At 65.9% G+C, this 22,808-nt stretch carries 20 protein-coding genes; 14 read left to right on the top strand and 6 right to left on the bottom strand.

The annotated features are described in order from the left end of the window. The first annotated feature begins 3 nt into the window (after window positions 1–3). Window positions 4–990, top strand: coding sequence for an ATP-binding protein (locus tag QP166_RS08920; protein WP_333915597.1), 987 nt, complete (start codon window positions 4–6; stop codon window positions 988–990). Window positions 991–1,006: 16 nt separating this feature from the next. On the opposite strand, the gene uvrA is transcribed toward QP166_RS08920, so the two are convergent. After that, a complete protein-coding gene (uvrA, locus tag QP166_RS08915) occupies window positions 1,007–3,889 on the bottom strand; it encodes an excinuclease ABC subunit UvrA (protein ID WP_333915596.1) in 2,883 nt (960 codons plus the stop codon). 157 nt (window positions 3,890–4,046) lie between these two features. Here uvrA and QP166_RS08910 point away from each other — a divergent pair, with 157 nt between their 5' ends. The 7 genes from QP166_RS08910 (at window position 4,047) to tal (ending at window position 11,025) form a co-directional block, all read left to right on the top strand. Next, entirely contained in the window at window positions 4,047–4,370 is a 324-nt protein-coding gene (locus QP166_RS08910) for a hypothetical protein (RefSeq protein ID WP_333915595.1), read from the top strand. 96 nt (window positions 4,371–4,466) lie between these two features. Further along, window positions 4,467–5,627, top strand: a complete 1,161-nt coding sequence (locus QP166_RS08905; protein ID WP_333915594.1) for a PEPxxWA-CTERM sorting domain-containing protein — start codon at window positions 4,467–4,469, stop codon at window positions 5,625–5,627. A gap of 111 nt (window positions 5,628–5,738) precedes the next feature. Further along, window positions 5,739–5,948, top strand: a complete 210-nt coding sequence (locus tag QP166_RS08900) for a hypothetical protein (RefSeq protein ID WP_333915593.1) — start codon at window positions 5,739–5,741, stop codon at window positions 5,946–5,948. Next, window positions 5,924–6,574: a sterol desaturase family protein gene (locus QP166_RS08895; protein ID WP_333915592.1), complete on the top strand. Its 651-nt coding sequence runs from the start codon at window positions 5,924–5,926 to the stop codon at window positions 6,572–6,574. The genes QP166_RS08900 and QP166_RS08895 overlap by 25 nt, the downstream gene beginning before the upstream one ends. A 152-nt stretch (window positions 6,575–6,726) precedes the next feature. After that, the gene (gene rpiA, locus QP166_RS08890) at window positions 6,727–7,398 is read left to right on the top strand and encodes a ribose-5-phosphate isomerase RpiA (RefSeq protein ID WP_333915591.1); all 672 of its coding nucleotides are present in this window, start codon (window positions 6,727–6,729) and stop codon (window positions 7,396–7,398) included. Between the two features lie 337 nt (window positions 7,399–7,735). Next, window positions 7,736–9,805, top strand: a complete 2,070-nt coding sequence (tkt, locus tag QP166_RS08885) for a transketolase (RefSeq protein WP_333915590.1) — start codon at window positions 7,736–7,738, stop codon at window positions 9,803–9,805. 110 nt (window positions 9,806–9,915) lie between these two features. After that, window positions 9,916–11,025: a transaldolase gene (gene tal, locus QP166_RS08880; RefSeq protein WP_333915589.1), complete on the top strand. Its 1,110-nt coding sequence runs from the start codon at window positions 9,916–9,918 to the stop codon at window positions 11,023–11,025. A 106-nt stretch (window positions 11,026–11,131) separates the two neighbouring features. On the opposite strand, the gene QP166_RS08875 is transcribed toward tal, so the two are convergent. The 3 genes from QP166_RS08875 to QP166_RS08865 all read right to left on the bottom strand — a co-directional run bounded on the left by QP166_RS08875 (window position 11,132) and on the right by QP166_RS08865 (window position 14,254). Further along, entirely contained in the window at window positions 11,132–11,539 is a 408-nt protein-coding gene (locus tag QP166_RS08875) for an acyl-CoA thioesterase (RefSeq protein ID WP_333915588.1), read from the bottom strand. Next, complete coding sequence (locus QP166_RS08870) at window positions 11,536–12,099, bottom strand: DedA family protein (RefSeq protein WP_333915587.1); 564 nt, start codon at window positions 12,097–12,099, stop codon at window positions 11,536–11,538. The genes QP166_RS08875 and QP166_RS08870 overlap by 4 nt, the downstream gene beginning before the upstream one ends. A 145-nt stretch (window positions 12,100–12,244) precedes the next feature. Then, window positions 12,245–14,254 carry a S9 family peptidase gene (locus QP166_RS08865; RefSeq protein WP_333915586.1) on the bottom strand — a complete coding sequence of 670 codons (2,010 nt, stop codon included), beginning with the start codon at window positions 14,252–14,254 and terminating at the stop codon, window positions 12,245–12,247. Window positions 14,255–14,380: 126 nt separating this feature from the next. Here QP166_RS08865 and gluQRS point away from each other — a divergent pair, with 126 nt between their 5' ends. The 5 genes from gluQRS (at window position 14,381) to egtD (ending at window position 18,456) form a co-directional block, all read left to right on the top strand. Further along, the gene (gene gluQRS / locus QP166_RS08860) at window positions 14,381–15,184 is read left to right on the top strand and encodes a tRNA glutamyl-Q(34) synthetase GluQRS (RefSeq protein ID WP_333915585.1); all 804 of its coding nucleotides are present in this window, start codon (window positions 14,381–14,383) and stop codon (window positions 15,182–15,184) included. Between the two features lie 197 nt (window positions 15,185–15,381). After that, window positions 15,382–15,609, top strand: coding sequence for a twin transmembrane helix small protein (locus tag QP166_RS08855; protein WP_333915584.1), 228 nt, complete (start codon window positions 15,382–15,384; stop codon window positions 15,607–15,609). Further along, window positions 15,609–16,166, top strand: coding sequence for a cob(I)yrinic acid a,c-diamide adenosyltransferase (locus QP166_RS08850; RefSeq protein ID WP_333915583.1), 558 nt, complete (start codon window positions 15,609–15,611; stop codon window positions 16,164–16,166). Before QP166_RS08855 ends, QP166_RS08850 begins: the two co-directional genes overlap by 1 nt. A 53-nt stretch (window positions 16,167–16,219) precedes the next feature. Next, entirely contained in the window at window positions 16,220–17,479 is a 1,260-nt protein-coding gene (egtB, locus tag QP166_RS08845; RefSeq protein ID WP_333915582.1) for an ergothioneine biosynthesis protein EgtB, read from the top strand. Beyond that, entirely contained in the window at window positions 17,479–18,456 is a 978-nt protein-coding gene (egtD, locus tag QP166_RS08840; RefSeq protein WP_333915581.1) for an L-histidine N(alpha)-methyltransferase, read from the top strand. Before egtB ends, egtD begins: the two co-directional genes overlap by 1 nt. A gap of 181 nt (window positions 18,457–18,637) precedes the next feature. Here egtD and QP166_RS08835 read toward each other — a convergent pair whose 3' ends face one another. Together QP166_RS08835 and sppA are read right to left on the bottom strand one after the other, a co-directional pair. After that, window positions 18,638–19,201: a GNAT family N-acetyltransferase gene (locus tag QP166_RS08835; RefSeq protein ID WP_333915580.1), complete on the bottom strand. Its 564-nt coding sequence runs from the start codon at window positions 19,199–19,201 to the stop codon at window positions 18,638–18,640. Next, window positions 19,201–21,069, bottom strand: coding sequence for a signal peptide peptidase SppA (sppA, locus tag QP166_RS08830; protein ID WP_333915579.1), 1,869 nt, complete (start codon window positions 21,067–21,069; stop codon window positions 19,201–19,203). The genes QP166_RS08835 and sppA overlap by 1 nt, the downstream gene beginning before the upstream one ends. A gap of 314 nt (window positions 21,070–21,383) precedes the next feature. Between sppA and QP166_RS08825 the strand changes: the two genes are divergently transcribed. After that, the gene (locus QP166_RS08825; RefSeq protein ID WP_333915577.1) at window positions 21,384–22,736 is read left to right on the top strand and encodes an MATE family efflux transporter; all 1,353 of its coding nucleotides are present in this window, start codon (window positions 21,384–21,386) and stop codon (window positions 22,734–22,736) included. Window positions 22,737–22,808: the final 72 nt, after the last annotated feature.

Here is a 22,808-nt window from a genome sequence, read left to right as displayed (position 1 = left end):
GTCATGTATCCTGAGTACGCATGTAGAGAGGCTTTGATTAATGCCATAGCTCACCGCGACTATTCTCAAGAAGGCCGAGGGATAGAGATTCATATCTTCGATGATCGGCTTGAGGTCAGAAGTCCCGGATCGCTACTTTCGACTCTCACAATTGAAAGTCTAAATAGCCTCACGGGAGTGCACCAGTCGCGAAACACCTTTGTGGCGCGAGCGTTGCGCGAAATTGGCTACATGCGAGAGATTGGAGAGGGTGTTCGTCGTATTTATGAGCTTATGAAATCGAACGAACTTGAAGAGCCGGAGTTTTACACCGATCTTACTACTTTTGGGGTTAGGCTAAGTAATAAAACCTTGTACTCTCAGCAGCATTTGATTTGGTTGGATAACTTTTCCCACCTTGATCTGACGCGGGAAGAGAAAGCTGTCGTTGTCATGGGTTATGATGGCCGGGTGCTGTCACCGAATGATATTCTAAATGGGCTCGGAATTGTCGACACTGATGATTTTCGGAAAATTATAACCAACCTAACGGATAAGGATGTCCTTGAGAGTACCATGCCGAAAGCTAAGGCAACTAGGATCGCGCAAGTTAAAAGAATAAATATTCGGGATGTTTCAAGATTTCAGGTGAAAATACCGGATCCAAATCGACCACCAAAACGAGATGGGGCGGCTCGTGGCAAAAAGGCGGAGCAGGAAACTCGCTCAGTAATTGACATGCCGTCAATGAATGAAGGTGCCAAGCTTTACCTTGGTAATGTGCCGACCAATCTAAGTAAGGCTGAGCTAATATCGACATTCCGCAAACAAGGGTACAACGTCGACATTACGTTCCCCAAAAGACGTAGTCGTGCGCGATCTTCCTGCGCTTTTCTGCAATTTGAAACGATCGCAGAGGCGGAATACGCTATGAACTCCTTGAACGGACTAAGTTTAGGGGATCGCATTCTTGTGGCGCGAAAAGCTAATGCTATAGCAAGCAACGGTTAGTGGGCTGAGCTGGGTGTCACCCACGCAACAACGGCGCTAGATACCGCCCCGTAAAGCTCCGCGGTTCCTTCACCACCTCCTCGGGCGTGCCGGCAGCGACGATCTCGCCGCCCTTCACGCCGCCTTCCGGCCCCAGGTCGACGATCCAGTCGGCGGTCTTGATGACGTCGAGGTTGTGTTCGATCACCACCACGGTGTTGCCTTGCTCGACCAAGGCATGGAGCACCTCCAGCAGCTTGCGGACGTCCTCGAAATGCAGGCCGGTGGTGGGTTCGTCGAGGATATACAGCGTGTTGCCGGTGGCGCGGCGGCTGAGTTCCTTGGCGAGCTTCACGCGCTGCGCTTCGCCGCCCGACAAGGTCGTGGCCTGTTGCCCGACCTTGACGTAGCCGAGCCCGACCTCGACCAGCATCGCCATCTTGTCGCGGATCGGGGGGACGTTGGCGAAGAAGCTCGCGGCGTCCTCGACGGTCATGTCGAGGACGTCGGCGATGCTGTGGCCCTTGTGCTTCACCTCCAGCGTCTCGCGATTGTAGCGCGCGCCGTGGCAGACGTCGCAGGTGACATAGACGTCGGGGAGGAAGTGCATCTCGATCTTGAGCACGCCGTCGCCCTGGCACGCCTCGCACCGCCCGCCCTTGACGTTGAAGCTGAAGCGGCCGGGCTTGTAGCCGCGCGCCAGCGATTCCGGCAGCCCGGCGAACCAGTCGCGGATCTGCGTGAACGCGCCTGTATAGGTGGCGGGGTTGGAGCGCGGGGTGCGGCCGATCGGCGACTGGTCGATGTCGATGACCTTGTCGAGATGCTGGAGCCCGGTGATCTTGTCGTGCTTGCCCGCCAGGATGCGCGCGCCGTTGAGCGTGCGCGCCGCGGCGGCATAGAGCGTGTCGATCGTGAAGCTCGACTTGCCCGACCCCGACACGCCGGTGATGCAGGCGAAGGTGCCGAGCGGGATCGACGCGGTGACGCCGGTCAGATTGTTGGCGGTGGCGTTGTGGACGGTGAGCTTCTTGCCCGACCCCTTGCGGCGCTTGGCCGGGACCGCGACTTCGCGCGTGCCGTTGAGGTAATCGGCGGTGACCGAGGTCTTGCTCTTCAGCAATTGCTTGACGGTGCCCTGCGCCACGATCTGCCCGCCGTGGACGCCTGCGCCGGGCCCCATGTCGATGACGTAATCGGCCATGCGGATGGCGTCCTCGTCATGCTCGACGACGATCACGGTGTTGCCGAGGTCGCGCAGGCGGCGCAGCGTGGCGAGCAGCATGTCGTTGTCGCGCTGGTGAAGGCCGATCGACGGCTCGTCGAGGACGTAGAGCACGCCCGACAGCCCGCTGCCGATCTGCGAGGCGAGGCGGATGCGCTGGCTCTCGCCGCCCGACAGGGTGCCGCTGGTGCGGTCGAGGTTGAGATAGTCGAGCCCGACGTTGTTGAGGAAGCCGAGCCGCTCGATGATCTCTTTCAGGATGCGCTCGGCGATCGCGCGCTGCTGGTCGCCGAGGTGGTTGGGCAGGTCGGTGAAGAAGGCGAGCGCGTCGACCACGCTCAACCGGGTGGCGTGGCTTATGTCCTCATTGGCGATCTTGACCGCGAGCGCCTCGGGCTTGAGCCGCGCGCCCTTGCAAACCTCGCACGGCTGGCTCGACTGATATTTGGACAGCTCCTCCTTCATCCACGCGCTCTCGGTCTGGAGCAGGCGGCGGTTGAGGTTGCCGATCACGCCCTCGAACGGCTTCTTGACGTCGTAGCTCTTCTTGCCGTCGATGAAGGTCAGCGTCACCGCCTGGCCCTCGGTGCCGTAGAGGACCTTGTCGGCGATCTCGGGGTGCAGCTCGCTCCACGGCGTGTCGAGCGAGAAGCCGAATTCGCGCGCGAGGCTGGCCATCACCTGCATGTAGTAAGGCGAGGGCGGGTTGGACTTCGCCCAGGGGACGACCGCGCCCTTCTTGATCGACAATTCGTGGTTGGGGACGACGAGGTCTTCGTCGAACACCAATTTCTCGCCGAGCCCGTCGCAGGCCGGGCACGCGCCTTGCGGGGCGTTGAACGAGAAGAGCCGCGGCTCGATCTCGGCGATGGTGAAGCCGCTGACAGGGCAGGCGAACTTTTCGGAGAAGACAATGCGGCCCGGGGGAGCGTGGTCGCCGAGGACGACGCTTTCGGGGGTGCGCGGCTCGACCGGGTCGGCGGGGTCGATGTAGGCGAGGCCGTCGGCGAGTTTCAGCGCGGTCTCGAAACTGTCGGCGAGGCGGGTGGCGGCGTTTTCGTTGACCGCGAGGCGGTCGACCACAACCTCGATATCGTGCTTGTACTTCTTGTCGAGCGCGGGGGCTTCGTCGATCTCGTGGATCGTGCCGTCGATGCGGACGCGGGTGAAGCCCGCCTTCTGCCACTCGGCCAGTTCCTTGCGATACTCGCCCTTGCGGCCGCGGACGACGGGGGCGAGCAAATAGAGCCGCGTGCCTTCGGGGAGCGCCATGACGCGGTCGACCATCTGGCTGACGGTCTGCGCGGCGATCGGCAGGCCGGTGACGGGCGAATAGGGGACGCCGACGCGCGCCCAGAGCAGGCGCATGTAATCGTAGATTTCGGTGACGGTCGCCACGGTCGAGCGCGGGTTGCGGCTGGTCGTCTTCTGCTCGATCGAGATCGCGGGCGACAGGCCCTCGATATGGTCGACGTCGGGCTTCTGCATCAGCTCGAGGAACTGGCGCGCATAGGCCGAAAGCGATTCGACGTAGCGGCGCTGCCCCTCGGCATAGATGGTGTCGAAGGCGAGGCTGGACTTTCCCGACCCCGAGAGGCCGGTGATGACCGTCAGCGTATCGCGCGGAATATCGACGCTCACGTCCTTGAGGTTGTGCTCGCGCGCGCCGCGGACGGAGATCGTCGTCAATGCCATGAGGGAGTTTGTTCCATATCTGTTCGGCCGCGTCCAGCCCGGCGGCAAGCGCGCGATGTGGGGCGGGTGCCGCACTGCGGCAAGACGCTTGGTGAGCGACACGGTTGCGAGGCGCTGGCGGTGTCTTATATGAGTGTCACGGTCAGGAGGCGACACGATGGCGAAGAAGAAGAAGGGCAAGCTGCCCAAGGAAGTGCTGGGCGTGAAGGTGCCCAAGGAGCTGCGCAAGGCGGGCGAGAAGCTGATCGAGCAGGTGCAGGGGCCGGCGGGGCGGCAGGCGATCGCGGGCGCACTGACCGCGGTGGCGGGCGCGGCGATGACCGCTGCGGTGGCGCGAGCGGCCAAGGACTCGCATCACGGCGACGCGGCGGCTGACCCGGCGCGCGAGAAGACCACCGAGCCGACCGGGCGGCGTGACGAAGCGGTCGAGAAGCTGGTAAGTTCTATCGTCACGCTGTTCGGAAACCGCCTTCCAAGCTGACCGGCGAAGGGGCGGCCGCGCGCAGGACGATGATGCTGAGCGGGGTGCGACGTCGCGCTGCTGCCGGGCGAGCGGCCAGACACGCACGCGTCCGGTGTGATCCCAGACCTGCCGCCGACATCAAGGATCGGCGGGCTGAAGGGCATGTCGCCATCTGGCGGACCGATGCGCGTTGCCGACAACAGCGTCATCGAAATGTCGCGCGCCGGCGTTAGGTGCCGCCCGGCATCCGAGACTTTCGTCGGAGAAACTGCGGCGGCGATAGATGACATGTGTCTCAATCAGGGACGCGGTGGCTGCAAGGCATTGAAACCTACGTATTTCGCTTTTTGCGGCGTGATGGATGCCGCGTTGACCATTTTCTCCGCAACTCTTTATCGGCGACCGCCAAGACACGGCGCATTGCCGCTGTCGTGGGGGGCAAGAAAAATGAAGACGTACCTATTGGCCGCTGCGGCCATGATGCTGCTCGCCGGTAACGCATCGGCGCAGAACCTCGTCAAGAACGGCGGGTTCGAGCAGAGCAGCGTGGACGGTAGCCGCCAGTTCAAGGGCAACCAGGTCAACGACTGGACCAACCAGTCTTTCGATCCCGCCACGCACTACACCGGTTATGGCTATAACTTCCTGATCCAGGGCGACGGCCCGGACGGCGACGGTTTCTACTCGCTGAACAACGACCATGATCATATCTTCGGTCAGCTGGGCAGCATTTCGACGAGCGTGACCAACAATATGGGCACGTACACCAACAACCTGTCGGCCATCGGTTACAGCGGCGCGAACTTCGACAAGCACGGGTACAACTACCTGCTGCTCGACGGTGACGCGAACTATCACGGCACTGTCAGCCAAGCCATCACCGGCCTGGAAGTCGGCAAGCTGTATACGGTGTCGTTCGACTGGGCGGGCGTGACCTGGTTCACGCAGGATGGCCAGACGACGCAGCGCTTCGATGTGTCGCTGGGTGGCGAGACGCATTCGACCCAAACGCTGACCGTGGCGCCGAAGGGCTTCTCGGGCTGGAAGACGGAGTCGCTGAACTTCACCGCGACCGGCACCACCCAGACGCTGTCGTTCCTGGCGCAGGGCACCCCGACCGGGCTGCCGCCGGCGCTGCTGCTCGACAACGTCTCGCTGATGGGCGCGGTGCCGGAGCCGGGCACGTGGATGACGATGATCCTGGGCCTCGGCGTGGTCGGCGCAGCGATGCGTCGCCGCAAGCCGAGCGACCGGACCCGCACGCAGCTGGTCTGATCGTCGGCGATCGGCCGAGGTGACGGCGGCGGCGTGCTTTCCCGGCACGCCGCCGCTTCATCGTTTCTTGACGGTCCGCGCGGGATAGCGGGGCGGCATCGGGGGCGGGTGATGACACTGTCGAGCATGGTGATCGACGTGATACGGCTGAGCGTGTGGCTGCTGCTGCTGGCGCTGCTGTTCGTGCCGCTCGAGTGGCTGTTCAGCCTGCATGAGCGACGCGGCCGGTGGCGGTTTGCCAACCTGGCCTATTATTTCCTCAACAGCCTGCTGCCGGCGTCATCATCGCGCCGGTCATGGCGATGGTGGCGGTGCTGCTGACGAAGGTGACGCCCGCATCCTACACCGCATGGATCGCGACCCTTCCGTTCGCGGCGAAGCTGATCGCGGCGTTGTTGGTCAGTGAGGTCGGCGCCTATTGGGCGCATCGTTGGTGCCATGAGGTCCCGTTCCTATGGCGGTTCCACGCGATACATCACTCGGTCGAGCATATCGACTGGCTGGTCAACACCCGCGCGCATCCGCTCGACATCGTCTTCGTGCGGCTGTGCGGGCTGGTGCCGGTCTATGCATTGGGGCTGGCGAGCACGCAGGCGAGCGGCGCGGATGCGATTATCCCGGTTTACGTCACGCTGGTCGGGACGGTGTGGTCGTTCCTGGTCCATGCCAATGTGCGGTGGCGGTTCGGCTGGTTGGAGCAGGTCGCGGCGACCCCGGCCTTCCATCACTGGCACCATACCAACGGTGCCGAGGGGCGTGATCGCAACTACGCGGCGATGTTCCCGTGGATCGACCGGCTGTTCGGGACGCTGCACCTGCCGAACGATCGTTGGCCGCCGGTGTACGGGATCGACGCGCCGATCGAAGGCGGGATCGCGGCGGAGTTGCTGCATCCGTTTCGGCACGAGGCGGGGACGGAGGGCCATGGGCGGCCCGATAAGGTCTGATGTAGCAGCAATCCGAAGGGGCTTGCGTGTGGCCCTGGATTGCTTCGCTGCGCTCGCAATGACGATGCTCTCCACATCGAAGTCTTGGCCGCGGTGGAGGTCGCATGTTGAACTCTCGCGATCGTTGAGCGCTGTTGCGGTCCGGAGGCACGATGCAGGACGATGACAAGAGGTTGGCCGCGGAGGCGGCGGTGGGCGAGGTCCGCGACGGGATGCTCGTCGGGCTGGGCACGGGATCGACGGTTCGCTTCGCGATCGAGGCGCTGGCGCGGCGGGTCGCGGAGGGGTTGCGCATCGAAGCGGTGTCGACGAGCCACGACAGCGCGGCGAAGGCCGGCGCGCTCGGCATCGTCGTGCGCGACTTCGCGACGATCGCACGGGTCGACCTGACGATCGACGGTGCCGACGAGATCGACGCGCGACTGTGGGCGATCAAGGGCGCGGGCGGCGCGATGCTGCGCGAGAAGGTCGTCGCGGCGGCCTCGACGCGGATGGTGGTGATCGCCGACGCATCGAAGCGGGTGGCGGCGATCGGCGCGGCCAAGCTGCCGGTCGAGGTGCTGCCGTTTGCGCGCGCCTATGTCGCCGAGCGGCTGGCGATGCTCGACGCGGCGGTGACGGTGCGCGACGGCGTGACCGACAACGGCAACCTCGTGCTGGATGCGCGCTTCGCGGCCTTTCCCGATGCGCGTGGGCTGGCCGCAGCGCTGGATGCGACACCCGGCGTGCTGGGGCACGGCCTGTTCCTCGACGAGGTGGATGCGACCTATGTCGCGGACGACGGCGTCGTTACGCGGCTGGAACGCGCGGACCTCAGCGGTTAGGGCCTGCATTCGGTCGCAACAAGGTCGTGACGGAGCGGATTTTGGCGCCAGGCCAGGAGCAAGGAGGGAGCGATGCCAAAGCATCGTGACCGAGGCGCGACGCCGCTTGGCGCCAAAGCCGCCCGCCGCTTCGCGGTCGCCTCTGGAAGTCCGCCCAGCATCGTCGCTTGCTTGCGGGTAGCGCAGCTACCCGACTGCGCTTCGCTCCTCGTGGGCGGCCTTCCAGAGGCGATCACGATCCTTGTTGCGATCGAGTGCAGACCCTAAGGGAAGCGGGACTCGGCAACCGGCGTCGCGCCGGTGCGTTCGACCCCGTGACTCCCGACATGAGGATTGCATGACCGATACCGCCAGCTCGCCCGCCGGTTTACACGAGGACGGCAGCCCGGAGCGGCTGCAGATCGACACGATCCGCACGCTGTCGATGGACGCCGTGCAAAAAGCCAATTCGGGCCACCCCGGTACGCCGATGGCGCTGGCGCCGGTCGGCTGGACGATCTGGACGCAATTCCTGCGCTATGATCCCGCCCATGCCGACTGGCCGAACCGCGACCGCTTCGTGCTGTCGGTCGGCCATGCCTCGATGCTGCTGTACTCGCTGCTGTATCTCGCCGGGGTCGAAGAGATCGACGCCGAGGGGAAGAAGACCGGCAAGCCGGCGATGTCGCTGGACGACATCAAGCAGTTCCGCCAGCTTTCGTCCAAGACGCCCGGGCACCCCGAATATCGTCACACCACCGGGGTCGAGACGACCACCGGTCCGCTAGGTGCCGGCTGCGGCAATTCGGTCGGGATGGCGATCGCCGAGCGTTGGCTGGCGGCACGCTACAATCGTCCGGGCTTCGCGTTGTTCGACCATGACGTCTATGTCGTGTGCGGCGATGGCGACATGATGGAAGGCGTCTCGTCGGAGGCGGCATCGTTGGCCGGGCATCTCAAGCTCAGCAACCTGTGCTGGATCTACGACAGCAACCAGATCTCGATCGAAGGCGATACCGATCTGGCGTTCGACGAGGACGTGGGCGCGCGCTTCCATGCCTATGGCTGGAACGTGATCCATGTCGACGACGCCAACGATATCAAGGCGCTGAGCGAAGCGCTTGAGGCTTTTCGTGAGGAGACCGAGGCACCGACGCTGATCGTCGTGAAGTCGGTGATCGGCTGGGGTTCGCCGCGCGCGGGCAGCGAGAAGGCGCATGGCGAGCCGCTGGGCGCCGAGAATATCGCCAAGACCAAGGAAGCGTACGGCTGGCCGGCAGAGGACTTCTTCGTGCCCGAGGGCGTGAAAGAAGCGTTCGGCAAGGCGGTGAAGGACCGCGGCGGCAAGGCACGCGATGAGTGGGTCGCGTTGTTCGACAAGTATCGCGGCGAACATGCCGAACTGGCGGGCGAGCTCGACCTGCTGCTCAAGGACGAATTGCCGGCGGATTGGGACAGCGAGATCCCGACCTTCGAGGCCGACGAGAAGGGTGTGGCGAGCCGCGACGCTGGCGGCAAGGTGCTGAACGCGATCGTCAAGAAGGTGCCGTGGCTGCTCGGTGGCTCTGCCGACCTGTCGCCCTCGACCAAGACCGACATCAAGGGCGCACCCTCGTTCGAGGCCGACAATTACGGCGGCACGAACCTGCACTTCGGCGTGCGCGAGCATGGCATGGGCGCGGTGGTGAACGGCATGGCGCTGTCACACTTGCGCGCCTACGGCTCCACCTTCCTGGTCTTCCTCGATTATATGCGCGCGCCGGTGCGGCTGTCGGCGATCATGGAAATCGGCGCGGTCTGGGTGTTCACGCACGACTCGATCGGCGTGGGCGAGGATGGGCCGACCCACCAGCCGATCGAGCATCTCGCGACGCTGCGCGCGATCCCGGGAATCGATACGTTGCGTCCGGGCGACGCCAACGAGGTCGCGGCGGCATGGCGGGCGGTGATGAAGGATGCGAGCACCCCGGCGGCGCTGATCCTGTCGCGGCAGGCGCTGCCGACGCTCGACCGCAGCAAATATGCGAGCGCGGATGGCGTCGAGAAGGGCGCGTACGTGCTGGCGGGGGGCGACGAGACCCCCGAGGTGATCCTGATCGCGACCGGCTCGGAAGTGTCGCTGGCGGTGCAGGCTTACGAGAAGTTGGTCGCCGAGGGCGTGAAGGCGCGCGTCGTGTCGATGCCGAGCTGGTATCGCTACGAGCTGCAGGACGCCGCCTATAAGGAGAGCGTGTTGCCCAAGGCCGTGAAGGCGCGGGTGGCGATCGAGATGGCCGGGTCGCTCGGCTGGGATCGCTATGTCGGTTTTGAAGGGCGGCAGGTCACGATGTCGACCTTCGGTGCGTCGGCGCCGCTCGCCAAGCTGGCGGACAAGTTCGGCTTCACGGTCGAGAATGTCGTGAAGGTGGCGAAGGAAGCGATGGCGTAAGTGTCGCCCCTGCGAAGGCAGGGGCCCATGACTATATCGGCGAGCGACACCGTGCGCGGTGAGAGACATGGATCCCCGCCCGCGCGGGGATGACAGACCGGAGAGAGCAGATGAGCAAGCTACAGGACCTCAGCAACGCCGGCACTGCGGTGTGGCTGGACTTCGTCGATCGCAAGTTCCTCGAGCAGGGCGGCTTGCAGAAGCTGGTCGACGAGGACGGGCTGACCGGGGTCACTTCCAACCCGACGATCTTCGAGAAGGCGATGGGCGCGGGCGACGCGTATGACGCGGGCTTTGCCGAGTTCGACAAGGCGAATCCTGGCGCGGAACCGATGGCGCGCTACGAAGCGCAGGCGATCAAGGATATCCAGGCGGCGTGCGACACGCTGCGTCCGGTCTATGACCGTCTGGATGCCAAGGACGGCTATGTCAGCCTCGAGGTGTCGCCGTATCTGGCGCTGAAGGGCCCGGAAACCGCCGAGGAGGCCGAGCGGCTGTGGAAGGCGGTCGACCGGCCGAACCTGATGATCAAGATCCCCGGCACCGACGATGGCGTCCGCGCGATCCGCGACACGATCGCCAAGGGGATCAACGTCAACGTGACGCTGCTGTTCGGGGTCGAGGCGTATAAGAAGGTCGCGATGGCCTATGTCGAAGGGCTGGAAGAGCGCGTCGGCAAGGACCTGCCCATCGACCGGATCGCGAGCGTCGCCAGCTTCTTCGTCAGCCGCATCGATGCCAAGATCGACGATGCGATCGATGCAGGCACGGGCGGCGACGAGGCGAAGGCGTTGAAGGGCAAGGTGGCGATCGCCAATGCCAAGCTGGCCTATGCCTGGTATCAGGAGTTCATAGCGTCGGACCGCTGGCAGAAGCTGGCCGCCAAGGGTGCTCAGCCGCAACGGTTGCTGTGGGCATCGACCGGGACCAAGAACCCCGATTATCCCGATACCCTGTATATCGACGAGCTGATCGGGCCGGAGACGGTCAACACGATGCCGCCCAAGACGATGGATGCGTTCCGCGATCATGGGACAGTGGCGCAGACCCTGACACAGGATGTCGAGGGCGCGCGGCACGTGATCGAAGAGCAGGCGCGGCTCGGGCTGGATCTGGACGGCGTGACCAAGACGCTGGTCGAGGAAGGCGTGGCGAGCTTCTCCAAGTCGTTCGACGATCTGTTGAAGGTGATCGGCGAGAAGCAGCCGGCAAACGCCTGAGTTTACGGCGCGAAGTGGCGGGGGCTGGTGACGGCCTCCGCCGCCTCGTCATGGCGAGCGTAGCGACGCAATCCAGGGTTGGATCAGGACGCCCTGGATTGCATCGCTACGCTCGCAATGACGTTGAAGCCAGAAACGGCGCGGCGATTTCTGGTGTGATCCGTAACAGCCGCCCGCTCGCGCGATCGAGCAGTGCCCATGTCGTGATGCCCTCGACGCGCAGCTTGCCGTCGGTGCCGAGGAAGCGGAAGTGGCGGTCGAAGCGGGCGCCGCGTGGCGGGTCCGGGACCCAGGTTTCGCCCGTCACCGTCTCACCTTCCACGACGTTACCGCGATAATCGATGACGTGGCGCGTGATCATCCAGACATAGGCCGCCTGATGCGCAGGCGGCGCGATCGCCGCCCAATGCGCGACCGACAGCTCCTGTATCCAGCGCACCCAGACGGCGTTGTTGACGTGGCCGAGTTCGTCGATGTCGGCGGGTTGCGCGATGAAGGTCTGGGTGAAGGTCATGCGTGGCGCGCCTTGTACCAGCGCCAGCCGGCGAAGGCGATCCCCGCGGCCACTACAGCGCCGACCGCCCACCACAGATGCCGGTCGGCGACGATCCTGCCGAGCAATTGCTCGAAGCCGTGCCCGAACAGATCGCCGATCCCGGTGAACAGGATCGCCCAACAGGTCGCGGACACGCCGTTGACGATCGCGAAGCGCCGCGCCGACACGTTGGTGGAGCCGATCGCGATCGGGCTGACCGTGCGCAGGCCATAGAGAAAGCGAAAGGCGAAGATGAACGCGGTAGGGTGGCGCTCGAACGCGGCGATGGCGCGTGCGAAGGCGGGCTTGGCGCGCGCCGCGGCGATCCATTTGTGGTCGCGGAAATGCCGGCCGGCGTAGAACCATGCCTGATCCGCGGTGTACGATCCCAGCCCGGCGGCGAGCATCGCCAGCGGCAGCGACAGCAGTCCCTTATGGGCGAGAATTCCGCCCGCCATCACCGCCGCCTCACCCTCGAGCGCCGCGCCGGCGAAGAGCGCGGCGAGACCGTAGCGCGCGACGATCGCCTCGATCGTCATCGGGGCGTCAAGTCTGGCAGATGCTGGTACTTATCCCCCATTCCGTTCGTGCTGAGCTTGTCGAAGCACGTGACCGGAGGCACGCCCTTCGACAGGCTCAGGGCGAACGGGTGGAACCTTGCCCGGACTGCAGGCCGGTGTCGAGTCACCCCTCCACACCCAATTGCCAGAGCACGAAGGCATGTTCCTCGGCGGCCTCGCGCAGGCTCTCGAACCGTCCAGACTTGCCGCCGTGCCCCGCGCCCATGTTGGTCTTGAGCAGCAGGACGTTGTCGTCGGTCTTGGTGGCGCGGAGCCTGGCGGCCCATTTGGCGGGCTCCCAATAGGTCACGCGCGGATCATTGAGCCCGCCCGAAATGAGCATCGGCGGATAATCCTGTGCCTTTACATTGTCATATGGCGAATAGCTGCGGATCAGTTCGAACGCTGCCTGGTCCTCGATCGGATTGCCCCATTCGGGCCATTCGCCCGGCGTGAGCGGCAGGGTTTCGTCAAGCATCGTGTTGAGAACGTCGACGAACGGTACGTCGGCGATGACTGCGCCCCAAAGTTGGGGATCGGAATTGACGACCGCGCCCATCAGCTCGCCACCCGCAGAGCGTCCGGCGATCGCGATCCGCCCCTCACTGGTCCAGCCTTGTTCGACCAGCGCCTCCGCAACATCGACGAAGTCGTTGAAGGTATTGGTGCGCTTCTCGAGCTTGCCGTCGTGATACCATTGCTGCCCGAGGTCATCGCCGCCGCGGATGTGCGCGATCGCATAGGCGAAGCCACGGTCGAGCAGGCTGAGGATGCCGGTCGCGAATCCCGGCGGGATTGCATGGCCGTAGGCGCCATAAGCATAGAGGAACAATGGCCGTGACCTATCGCGCGGAAAGTCACGCGGGTAGACGATCGACACCGGCACCGCGGTGCCGTCGCGCGCGGTGATCTTCAGCCGCTGCGTATCGTATCTTGCGGCGTCATAGCCGCTGGGGATTTCCTGCACTTTCAACGTGGTGAGGTCGCCGGTCGTGGTGTCGTAATCGTAGACGGTGCCGGGGGTTACCATGGATTCGTAGCCGAGCCGCAGAACGCTCTGATCATACTCAGGATTATCGCCAAGGCCGGCGGCATAGCTCGCTTCGGGAAAGGGGATGCGGCGCGGCGCGGCGGCCGGATCGTAGGCGTGGATCTCGACCTGATCGAGCCCGTCTTCGCGCCCCTCGACGATGAAGAAGTCCTGGAAACACTCGACGCCGGTCATGTAGAAATGCGCGGATGGCGCAATCCGCTCGGTCCATTCGCCGGGTGAAGCGATCGGCGCGGTGACCAGCCGCCACATCGGATCAGTGTCGTTGGTGTGGATGAACAACGTGTCGCCATGCGTGTCGACGTCATATTCGCGTCCTGACTGGCGCGGTGCGATCAGGATCGGATCGGCGAACGGGTTATCGGCCGGGAGCAGCCGGATCTCGCTGGTGACGTGATCGCCGGTGCCGATGACGATCCACTTGCGGTCGCTGGTCTCGCCGACCGCGACCCGATAGCCTTCGTCATCCTCGTGGTACAGCTGGACGTCCTCGGCCGGGTCGGTGCCGAGCCGGTGGAAGCGCGCATTGTCGGTGCGCCATTCCTTGTTGGCGAGCCCGTAGAGGAAGCCGCTGTCGTCGGCGGTCCAGACGATCTCGGACAACATGCCGGGGATCGTGTCGGAGAGCAGTTCGCCGGTGGTCAGGTCCTTGACGTGGATCGTGAACCGCTCGGAGCCATTGTCGTCAATGGCATAGGCCAGCTTGCTCGCATCGTTCGAGAGCGAGAAGGCGCCAAGCCGAAAATATTCCTTGCCGTCGGCAAGCGTGGGTTCGTCGAGCAAGAGTTCGTCGGGGCCGCCCGCGACCGGCTTGCGCCACCATTTGCGATACTGGCCGCCGGTTTCGAACGCGGTCCAGTAGAGATGGTCGCCATCCTTCTGCGGGACGCTGCTCTCGTCCTCCTTGATGCGCGCCTTCATCTCTTCGTAGAGACGGTCGACCAGCGGGCGGTGCGGCGCCATCTGTGCCTCGAAATAGGCGTTCTCTTCCTCGAGATAGGCGAGCACCTGCTTGTCGGTGACGTCGGGATAGTTCGGGTCCTTCAGCCAGGCCCAGGGATCGTCGATCGTGATGCCGTGCATCGTGAAGCTATGCGGGCGGGTGGCGGCGACGGGGGCGTGGGTTCGGTCATAAGCGCTACCTAACGCGCGATCTTGCGAAACGTCACCCTCTTGTCGGCAGGCGCGGCACGGCGCACATCGCCGGACATGAGCGTCGTCACCCGTTTCGCGCCATCGCCGACCGGGCGGCTGCACATGGGGCACGCCTTCTCGGCGATTAGGGCGCATGATTTCGCGCGCGAACGCGGCGGGCGGTTTCTGCTGCGGATTGAGGATATCGACGGCACGCGGAGCCGCGCCGAGCATGTCGCGATGATCGTCGCGGACCTGCAATGGCTCGGACTGAGCTGGGACGGTGAGGTGGTCTTCCAGTCGGCGCGGCTCGTTAGCTATGCTGCGGTGCTTAAGAGCCTGCGCGAGATGGGGCTGCTATATCGTTGTTATTGCACCCGTGCGGAGATCGCTGAGGCATTGAGCGCGCCACATGGCGCGGTGGCGGCATATCCGGGGACGTGTCGCGGGACGCCGCAGCGCGATGCGCCGCATTGCTGGCGGATCGACATGGCGGCGGCGGTCGCGCGGTGCGGGGATTTGTCCTGGACCGACCATGGGCAGGTGGTGGCGAACGAAGCGCTGGCGCAGGGCGATGTCGTGCTGGCGCGCAAGGATGCGCCGGCCAGCTATCATCTCGCGGTGACGATCGATGATGCGGAGCAGGGGGTGACCGATGTGGTGCGTGGGCGCGACCTGTTCGAGGCGACGCACGTGCACCGCGTGTTGCAGGCGTTGCTTGGGCTGCCGGTGCCGCGCTGGTGGCATCACGACCTGCTGGTGGGGGCGGGTGGCGCTCGGCTGGCGAAGCGGCATGGGGCGCCAACCCTTGCGTCATTGCGCGAGGCTGGGGTGGAGGGGGCGGAGGTCGCGGCGACGTTGCGGGCGGGGGCGGGCTAACTCTTGCTGGCACCTGTGGAGGCAGGGGCCTATGGCTCCTTCGGCCTGGTGGGCGGCCTGACCATGGGCGGTCCGATGTCTGTCGGCCTTCTTCTTCTACGCGACAGCCACGGGCCCCTGCCTTCGCAGGGGCGACGGGCTCAGAACGGGGAGCGCGGCCCATTGCCGTTTGCGCCGCCGCGTCTTAGCTTCGGTTTATGAATACCTTTCTCATCATCCTGCTGGTCGCGGCGATGATCGCCACGGTGGTCGCGCTGGTGCGCGGCATCGTCTCGTTCCTCCAGAGCGCGTCGGCCGAGGCGCGCGGCGAGGGGCCGACCGCGGCGCAGCTCAAATCCAACCGGATGATGCAGATGCGCATCTTCTATCAGGCGCTGGCCGTGTTGATCGTCGTCGTGATCCTGTTCGCCGCCGGGCGCACCTGATGGTCCGGCTCAATCGCATCTATACGCGCACCGGCGACGAAGGCACGACCGGGCTGTCGGACGGCAGCCGCATCGCGAAGACCGATGCGCGGATGCAGGCGATCGGCGATGTCGACGAGGCGAACAGCGCGATCGGGGTCGCGATCGCCGGCATCGGCGACACTGCCTTGGCCGAGCAACTGACCCGCGTGCAGAACGATTTGTTCGATCTCGGCGCCGATCTCGCGACGCCGGGTGACGATTATGAGCCCGGCGAGATGACGCTGCGGATCGTGCCCGCGCAGGTCGCGCGGGTGGAGGCGGAGATCGATGCGCTCAACGAGCATGTGCCGCCGCTGACCAGCTTCGTGCTGCCCGGCGGTGCGGCGGCGTCGCTGCATCTGGCGCGTGCAATCGTGCGCCGTGCCGAGCGATCGGCGATCGCGCTCGCCCCGCATGCCAATCCCCAGGCGCTGATCTATCTCAATCGCCTGTCGGATTTTCTTTTCGTCGCCTGCCGATCGGTGAACCTTAACACAGGTGGGGACGTTCTGTGGGTAGCAGGGGCAAACCGATAGCATAGGCAGTCCCGTGCGCGCCCGATCTCCCGGGTGGCTGCAGGAGGACGAGCATGGAAGCGTTCCCCCGGCGTGACGCCGGGACCGACCCGTTGGCGCGGCGCTATGCGCAGGTGCGGCGGCTGAGCGAGGCGCTGGTCGCCCCGCTGTCCGATGCCGACGCCACCGTTCAGTCGATGGACGACGCCTCTCCGGCGAAATGGCATCTGGCGCATACGACCTGGTTCTTCGAAACCTTCGTGCTGCGCGATCACGTTCCCGGTTACGCGCTGCACGACGCGCGCTTCCCGTTTCTTTTCAACAGCTATTACGAGGCCGAGGGGCGGCGTCATGCACGCGGACGGCGCGGGATGATCACCCGGCCGGCGCTGGACGAAGTGCTGGCCTATCGCCACGCGGTGGATGCGGCGGTGCTCGCGGCCTTTGCCGAGTTGCCGGCGGCGGCGCTCGAGTTGGTTGCGTTGGGTTGCCATCATGAGGAGCAGCATCAGGAATTGCTCGTCACCGACGTGCTGCATCTCTTCTCCGAGAACCCGCTGGAGCCGGCTGTGTGGCCGGCGCAGCGCAAGGTGCCGGTCGCGATGCCGGGACCAGTCGGGTGGATCGAGAGCGACGAGCGTGTCGTCGAGGTCGGGCATAAGGGCGGGGGCTTCGGGTTCGATTGCGAGGGGCCGCGACATCGCACCTTGCTCCACCCCCATGCGATCGCCGACCGGACCGTCACCAATGGCGAATGGGCGGCGTTCATCGCCGACGGCGGCTATCGCGACGCGCGGCTGTGGCTGTCGGACGGCTGGGCGTGGGTGCAGCGCGAGCGGATCGGCGCGCCGCTGTACTGGGAGCATCGCGAAGGGGCGTGGACGCGCTTCGGACTCGACGGGCGACGCGCGGTCGATCCGGCGGCGCCGGTGACGCATATCAGCTTCTACGAGGCGGATGCCTATGCGACCTGGGCTGGCGCGCGCTTGCCGACCGAATTCGAATGGGAAGGCGCCGCGGCGGCGCATGATGCAGGCGCGGGCAACCAGCTCGACGGCGCGGGGGCGATCGAGCCGCGACCGTCCGAGGGCGGGCCGGCGTTCTTCGGCGACGTGTGGGAATGGACCGGATCGGCGTATCGCCCCTATCCCGGCTTCCACCCCGTCGAGGGTGCGGTCGGCGAATATAATGGCAAGTTCATGAACGGGCAGTTCGTGCTGCGCGGCGGCAGCTGCGCGACTCCGCGGGGCCATGCGCGCGCCTGCTATCGCAACTTCTTCTATCCGCATCAGCGCTGGCAATTCACCGGCGTGCGGCTGGCAAAGGACCTTTGATGCTGAAGCCTGAGATCGAGGACGGGCAGGTGACGCTCGCCGACCCGCAATTCCGTGCCGATGTGCTCGCCGGGTTGGAGCGTCGCCCGCGCGCGATCCCCGCACGTTGGTTCTACGATCATCGCGGCTCGCAATTGTTCGAGCAGATCACCGACTTGCCCGAATATTATCCGACGCGGACCGAGACGGCGTTGCTCGAGGGGCTTTGCCCTGAGCTGCGCGACGTCGTCGGCGAGGGGCGCGCGGTGGTCGAGTTCGGGTCGGGCTCGTCGACCAAGACGCCGATCGTGCTGCGCTGCGTGAAGCCGTCTTCCTATGTGCCGATCGATATCTCGGGCGAGTTCCTGCGCCAGTCGGCACGCGAGCTGTCGGACGCATTCCCCGAGTTGCTGGTGCTGCCGTTCGAGGCCGATTTCACGCGCCCGTTGACCCTGCCGCACACGATCAGCGATGCGCCCAAGCTGGGGTTCTTTCCGGGGTCGACGATCGGCAATCTGATCCCGCTGGCTGCGGTCGACCTGTTGCGCGCGATGCGGGCGTCGCTGGGTGAGGGGGCGATGCTGCTAATCGGCATGGACCGGATCAAGGATCCGGCGGTGCTGGTCCCGGCCTATGACGATGCGCAGGGGGTTACCGCGGCGTTCAACCGTAATTTGCTCGAGCGGATCAACCGCGAGCTTGACGGGACGATCCCGCTCGACGCCTTCGCGCACGAGGCACGCTGGAACGACGATCGCGCGCGGATCGAAATGCATCTGGTCGCGACCCGCGATGTCGCCTTCACGGTCGAGGGTCGTGACTTTGCGGTGGCGACGGGTGAGTCGATTCATACCGAGAACAGCCACAAATATGGCGAGCGCGACGCGCGTATCCTGCTCCGTTCGGGCGGGTGGACGCCGGTGCGTGAATGGACCGACCCTGAGGGTAAGTTCGCGGTGATACTAGCGGAAGCGCAGGCGGAGCGGCCGGCGCCCTAACGCCTCGTCGCCCTTGCGGAGACAGGGGCCTATCGCTGCGTCGGCTTGGTGGGGCATCTGACACAGTCGCGTCGGCCATGTGGCAGGCGGCAGGACGTACGATGCAGACATAGGCCCCTGCCTACGCAGGGGCGACGGCGGGAGTTTGGGACGTCGGCGGCAGCGTCGATCGATCGCTATGTCAGTCCCGTCGTACCCCCGTCTTGCTGAACGGCTTCGGCTCGATCGGCGGGATCGTGGAGTCATTCAGTTCGCACTGCCAAAAACCGACGTCGATCCAGCGGCCCTGTTTGTAGCCGACCTCGCGGTACACGCCCGCGCGGCGGAAGCCGACGGCTTCGTGGAGCGTGATCGATGCGTCGTTGGGCAGGGTGATGACGCCGATCGCCTGCGTAAACCCCTGCGCGCGCAGCGTATCGACCAACGCCTCGTAGAGCAGTCGGCCGACACCTTGCCCGTGGGTCGCGCCGCCGACATAGATCGAGGTCTCGACGACATAGCGGTACGCCGGACGGTCGCGGAAACGCGTCGCATAGGCATAAGCGAGCACCGCATCTCCGCTGGTGGCGACCAGCCACGGATAATAGCCGTCCGACGCCTCGACGCGGTCGCGCATCGCCGCCGCATCAGGCGCCTCGTTCTCGAACGAGACGGTGCCCGACAGCACGAACGGCGCATAGATCGCGGCGATCTCGACGGCGTCGTCGCCGGTCGCGGCGCGGATCGTGATCGGGCCGTGCGACATCACAGACCGATCCGCGCGACGACGAGCTGCCACAGGTTGCGATCCTCGGCGCGCGCCGCGATCGGGCCGAGCCCGACGCATTCGAGGCATTGCGCACGCACCGCCGCGCCGCCCAGCATCCGCTTCGCATCGCCCAATGCCGCGGCGAACGCCTGCTGGCGCTGCCATGTCAGCCGCGACAGCGCGTCGGGGGCGCTGGCGTCGTCATCGTCTTCCTGGTTGGCGACCTGCTGTGCGATCTGCGCCGCGAAGCCGGGCTTCTTCTCCAGCCACACCGGCTGCGCATCGTCGAGCCTGGCGCGCTTTGCGGCTTCGGCGACCGCATCGTCGAGACCGCCGAAGCGGTCGACCAGCTTCAGCTGCTGTGCGATCCCGCCGACCCACACGCGACCCTGACCGATCTCGTTGACGCGCTCGACCGGCAGCTTGCGCGACTGCGACACGCGGGTGAGGAATTGCAGATAGCCATGCTCGATCCCGGCCTGGACGATCCGGTCCAGCTCGGGCGTGGTGCCGCCGAGCACGTCGGGTTGACCGGACAGCGGGGTGGTCCTCACGCCGTCGGTCGACAGGCCGATCTTCTTGAGCGTGTTCTCGAAGGTCGGGATGATCCCGAAGATGCCGATCGAGCCGGTGATCGTGCCGGGTTCGGCGAAGATCACGTCGGCCGGGGTCGATACCCAATAACCACCCGAGGCGGCGAGCCCGCCCATCGAGACGACGACTGGCAGCCCGCGGCGCTTCGCCTCGAGGATCGCGAGCCGGATCTTCTCGGACGCCAGCACCGAGCCGCCCGGCGAGTCGACGCGCACCACGAGCGCCTTGAGGTCGTTATCGACCAGCCCGTTGTAGAGCAGCTTCGAGATCGTATCGCCCGCCGCCTTGCCGGGACCGGCCTCGCCGTCGACGATCTCGCCGGCGATCGTCAGCACGCCGACCTTACCCTTCTTGGGGAGCGGGTTGGCGGCGACATAGGCGTTGTAGTTGATGGTCTTGAACCAGCCCGCGATCTTCTTGTCGTCGCCGCCTGCCAACTGCGCAACGCGGCGGCCGAACGCGACGCGATCGCCGAGCTTGTCGACCAGCCCGGTGGCGAGGTTGGCGCGCGATACGTCGCCCTGCGCCTGCGTGACGAGCTGCGCGGGGTTGCCCAGCCACGGCGCGAGCTGCGCCTTGGGACGCGCGGTCGCGACCGCCTCGCGCCACTGATCGAACAATGTGCCGTAGAGTGCCTGGCTCGCCTCGCGCGCCTCGGGGCTCTGATCGGTGCGGGTATAAGGCTCGACCGCCGACTTGAACTTGCCGACGCGATAGACGTGCGCGTTGACGCCCAGCTTGTCGATCAGCCCCTTGTAGAACAACTGGTTGCCGCCGGGACCGGCGAAGAAGGTGCCGCCCAGCGGGTCCATCCAGATCTCGCTCGCGGCCGAGGCGAGGCGGTAGCCGCCGTCGGTATAGGCAGTGGCATAGGCGAGCACCGGCTTGCCCGCGGTACGCGCGCGGAGCAGCGCGGCCTGTACCTCGCCGAGCACCGCAGGATACGCGCCGCCGAAGCGATCGAGGTCGAGCACGATCGCCTTGACGCGGTCGTCGGTGCGCGCGGTGTCGATCGCGCGCAGCACGTCGCGGAGGCGATATTGCTTGCCGACCTGCTGACCGCTGACCAGTGCGGTCAGCGGCACTTCCTCGGGCTGTTCGACGATCGGGCCGTCGAACTTCAGGACCAGCGCGCCGTCGCCGATCGCGGTCGGGCGCTGCCGCGCGTTGAGCGCGGCGAAGATCGCCGCAAAGAACAGCAGCATCGCGACGAGCACCAGCGCGTCCTTGATCCCGACCAGCAGCTTCCATGCGCCGCGTACCAGCTTCATCGTTCCTGCCACCTTACATTACGTGGCAGCGACCGTAGCGCGGCGTGTATGACGGGGGCAATACGCTTTGGTGGTAAATGGTAGGGTTGGGTGCGGGGCCGTGTTCCCGCCCTTCTCCGTCATGCCCGCAAAGGCGGGAATTGAGAACCTCGGGACCTCGCGCTTCTATCGCCAGACCCGCGCGTCTGGATCCCCGCCTTCGCGGGGATGACGGCGGAGGGGCGGGGTCGCAATGACGGACAGGCTCGGCTAGGGGCTCGCTCGATGAACGCCCCCGCCACCTTCGCGCCGCTAACGCAGGCGCCGCCGCCGACTTGGGCGGCGAGCTGCGCGCGCTGTCGGCGTTGGCGGGGCCGCTGATCGGGGCGAACCTGCTGCAGATGGCGGTGTTCGCGGTGGATGTCGTGTTCGTCGCGCGGCTCGGGCCGGTCGAGTTCGCCGCCGCGACGCTCGGCGTGTTCTTCTTCCATATCCTCGGCTTCGGGCTGATCGGGATGGTCGGCGCGGCCGAGCCGTTGATCGCCGCCGCGCTCGGGCGACGCGTTGGCGCAGTGCGGCAGGTGCGGCGGTCGTTCCGGATGGCGATGTGGCTGGCGGTGCTGGGCTCGGTGGTGGTGATCGCCGTGCTCAACTGCGTTGCGCCGCTGTTGCGGCTAGCAGGTCAGGACCCGGCGGTGGCGGCGCGCGCCGGGTCGTTCTGCCGGGTGCTTTCGCTGGCGGTGCTGCCGGCGGTCGGCGCGGCGCTGATCCGGCTGACCGCGGCGGCGCTGGGGCGGCCGGGCTGGGCGCTGATGGTCACCGCGCTGGCGCTGGGCGTTGCGGTGCTCGCCAATTGGTGTCTGGTGTTCGGCAATGCCGGTTTCCCGGCGCTGGGTCTGGAAGGCTCGGCCTTGTCGAGCGCCATCGTCTCGACGGCGACCTGCGCGGCCTATGTCGTGATCCTGCTGAAGGATCGCCGGCTGCGGCGCTATCGCCTGCTCGGCAAATGGTGGCGCGCCGAATGGTCGCGGATGGCGGAGATCGCGCGGCTTGGTACGCCGATCGCGCTCGGCTGGATGGCGGAGGGCGGGTTGTTCGGTGGCGCGGGGCTGCTGATGGGGCTGATTTCGGTCGCGGCGATCGACGCACATGCCGTGGCGCTCAACATCGCCGCGATCGCCTTCCAGATCCCGTTCGGGCTTGCGCAGGCCGCGACGATCCGCGTCGGCTTCGCGTTCGGTGCGGGCGACCGCGCGTGGGTGGCGCGCGCCGGCAACGTCGCGATCGTGACCGGGATCGCGGTGATGGCGCTGAGTGCGATGGTGTTCTGGGCGGTGCCGCACTGGCTGGTGCGTCTGTACGTCGATCCGGCGCGCGAGGGGGCGGTGGCGTCGCTTGCGGTGGCGCTGCTGGGGATCGCCGCGATCTTCCAGCTCGTCGACGGCGCGCAAGCCGTCGCGGCGGGCGTGCTGCGCGGGGTGCAGGACACGCGCGTGCCGATGTTGATCCAGATCGCCGGTTATTGGGGGGCGGGGTTCGGGACCGCGCTATTGCTCGGCTTCGGGCTCGGCTGGGGCGCAGCAGGAATCTGGTGGGGCCTGGCGGTCGGGCTCGGCGTCGTCTCGGCGCTGCTGATCTGGCGGTGGAGCGCGCGGGAGCGACTGCACCTGTCGCCACACGCGGCCTGATCGCACGCACGGCCCGTCCGACGGTTCCCAAAAATTTGCGCGCGGGCGTTGACCCCGGCGGGGGTCATCCAC

Origin of the sequence: Sphingomonas sp. LR60 (genome assembly GCF_036855935.1) — a bacterium.
In the GTDB taxonomy this organism is placed as follows: Bacteria; Pseudomonadota; Alphaproteobacteria; order Sphingomonadales; family Sphingomonadaceae; genus Sphingomonas.
Note: the sequence above shows the minus strand (reverse complement) of the source record. Positions and strands in the feature narration are given on the sequence as shown.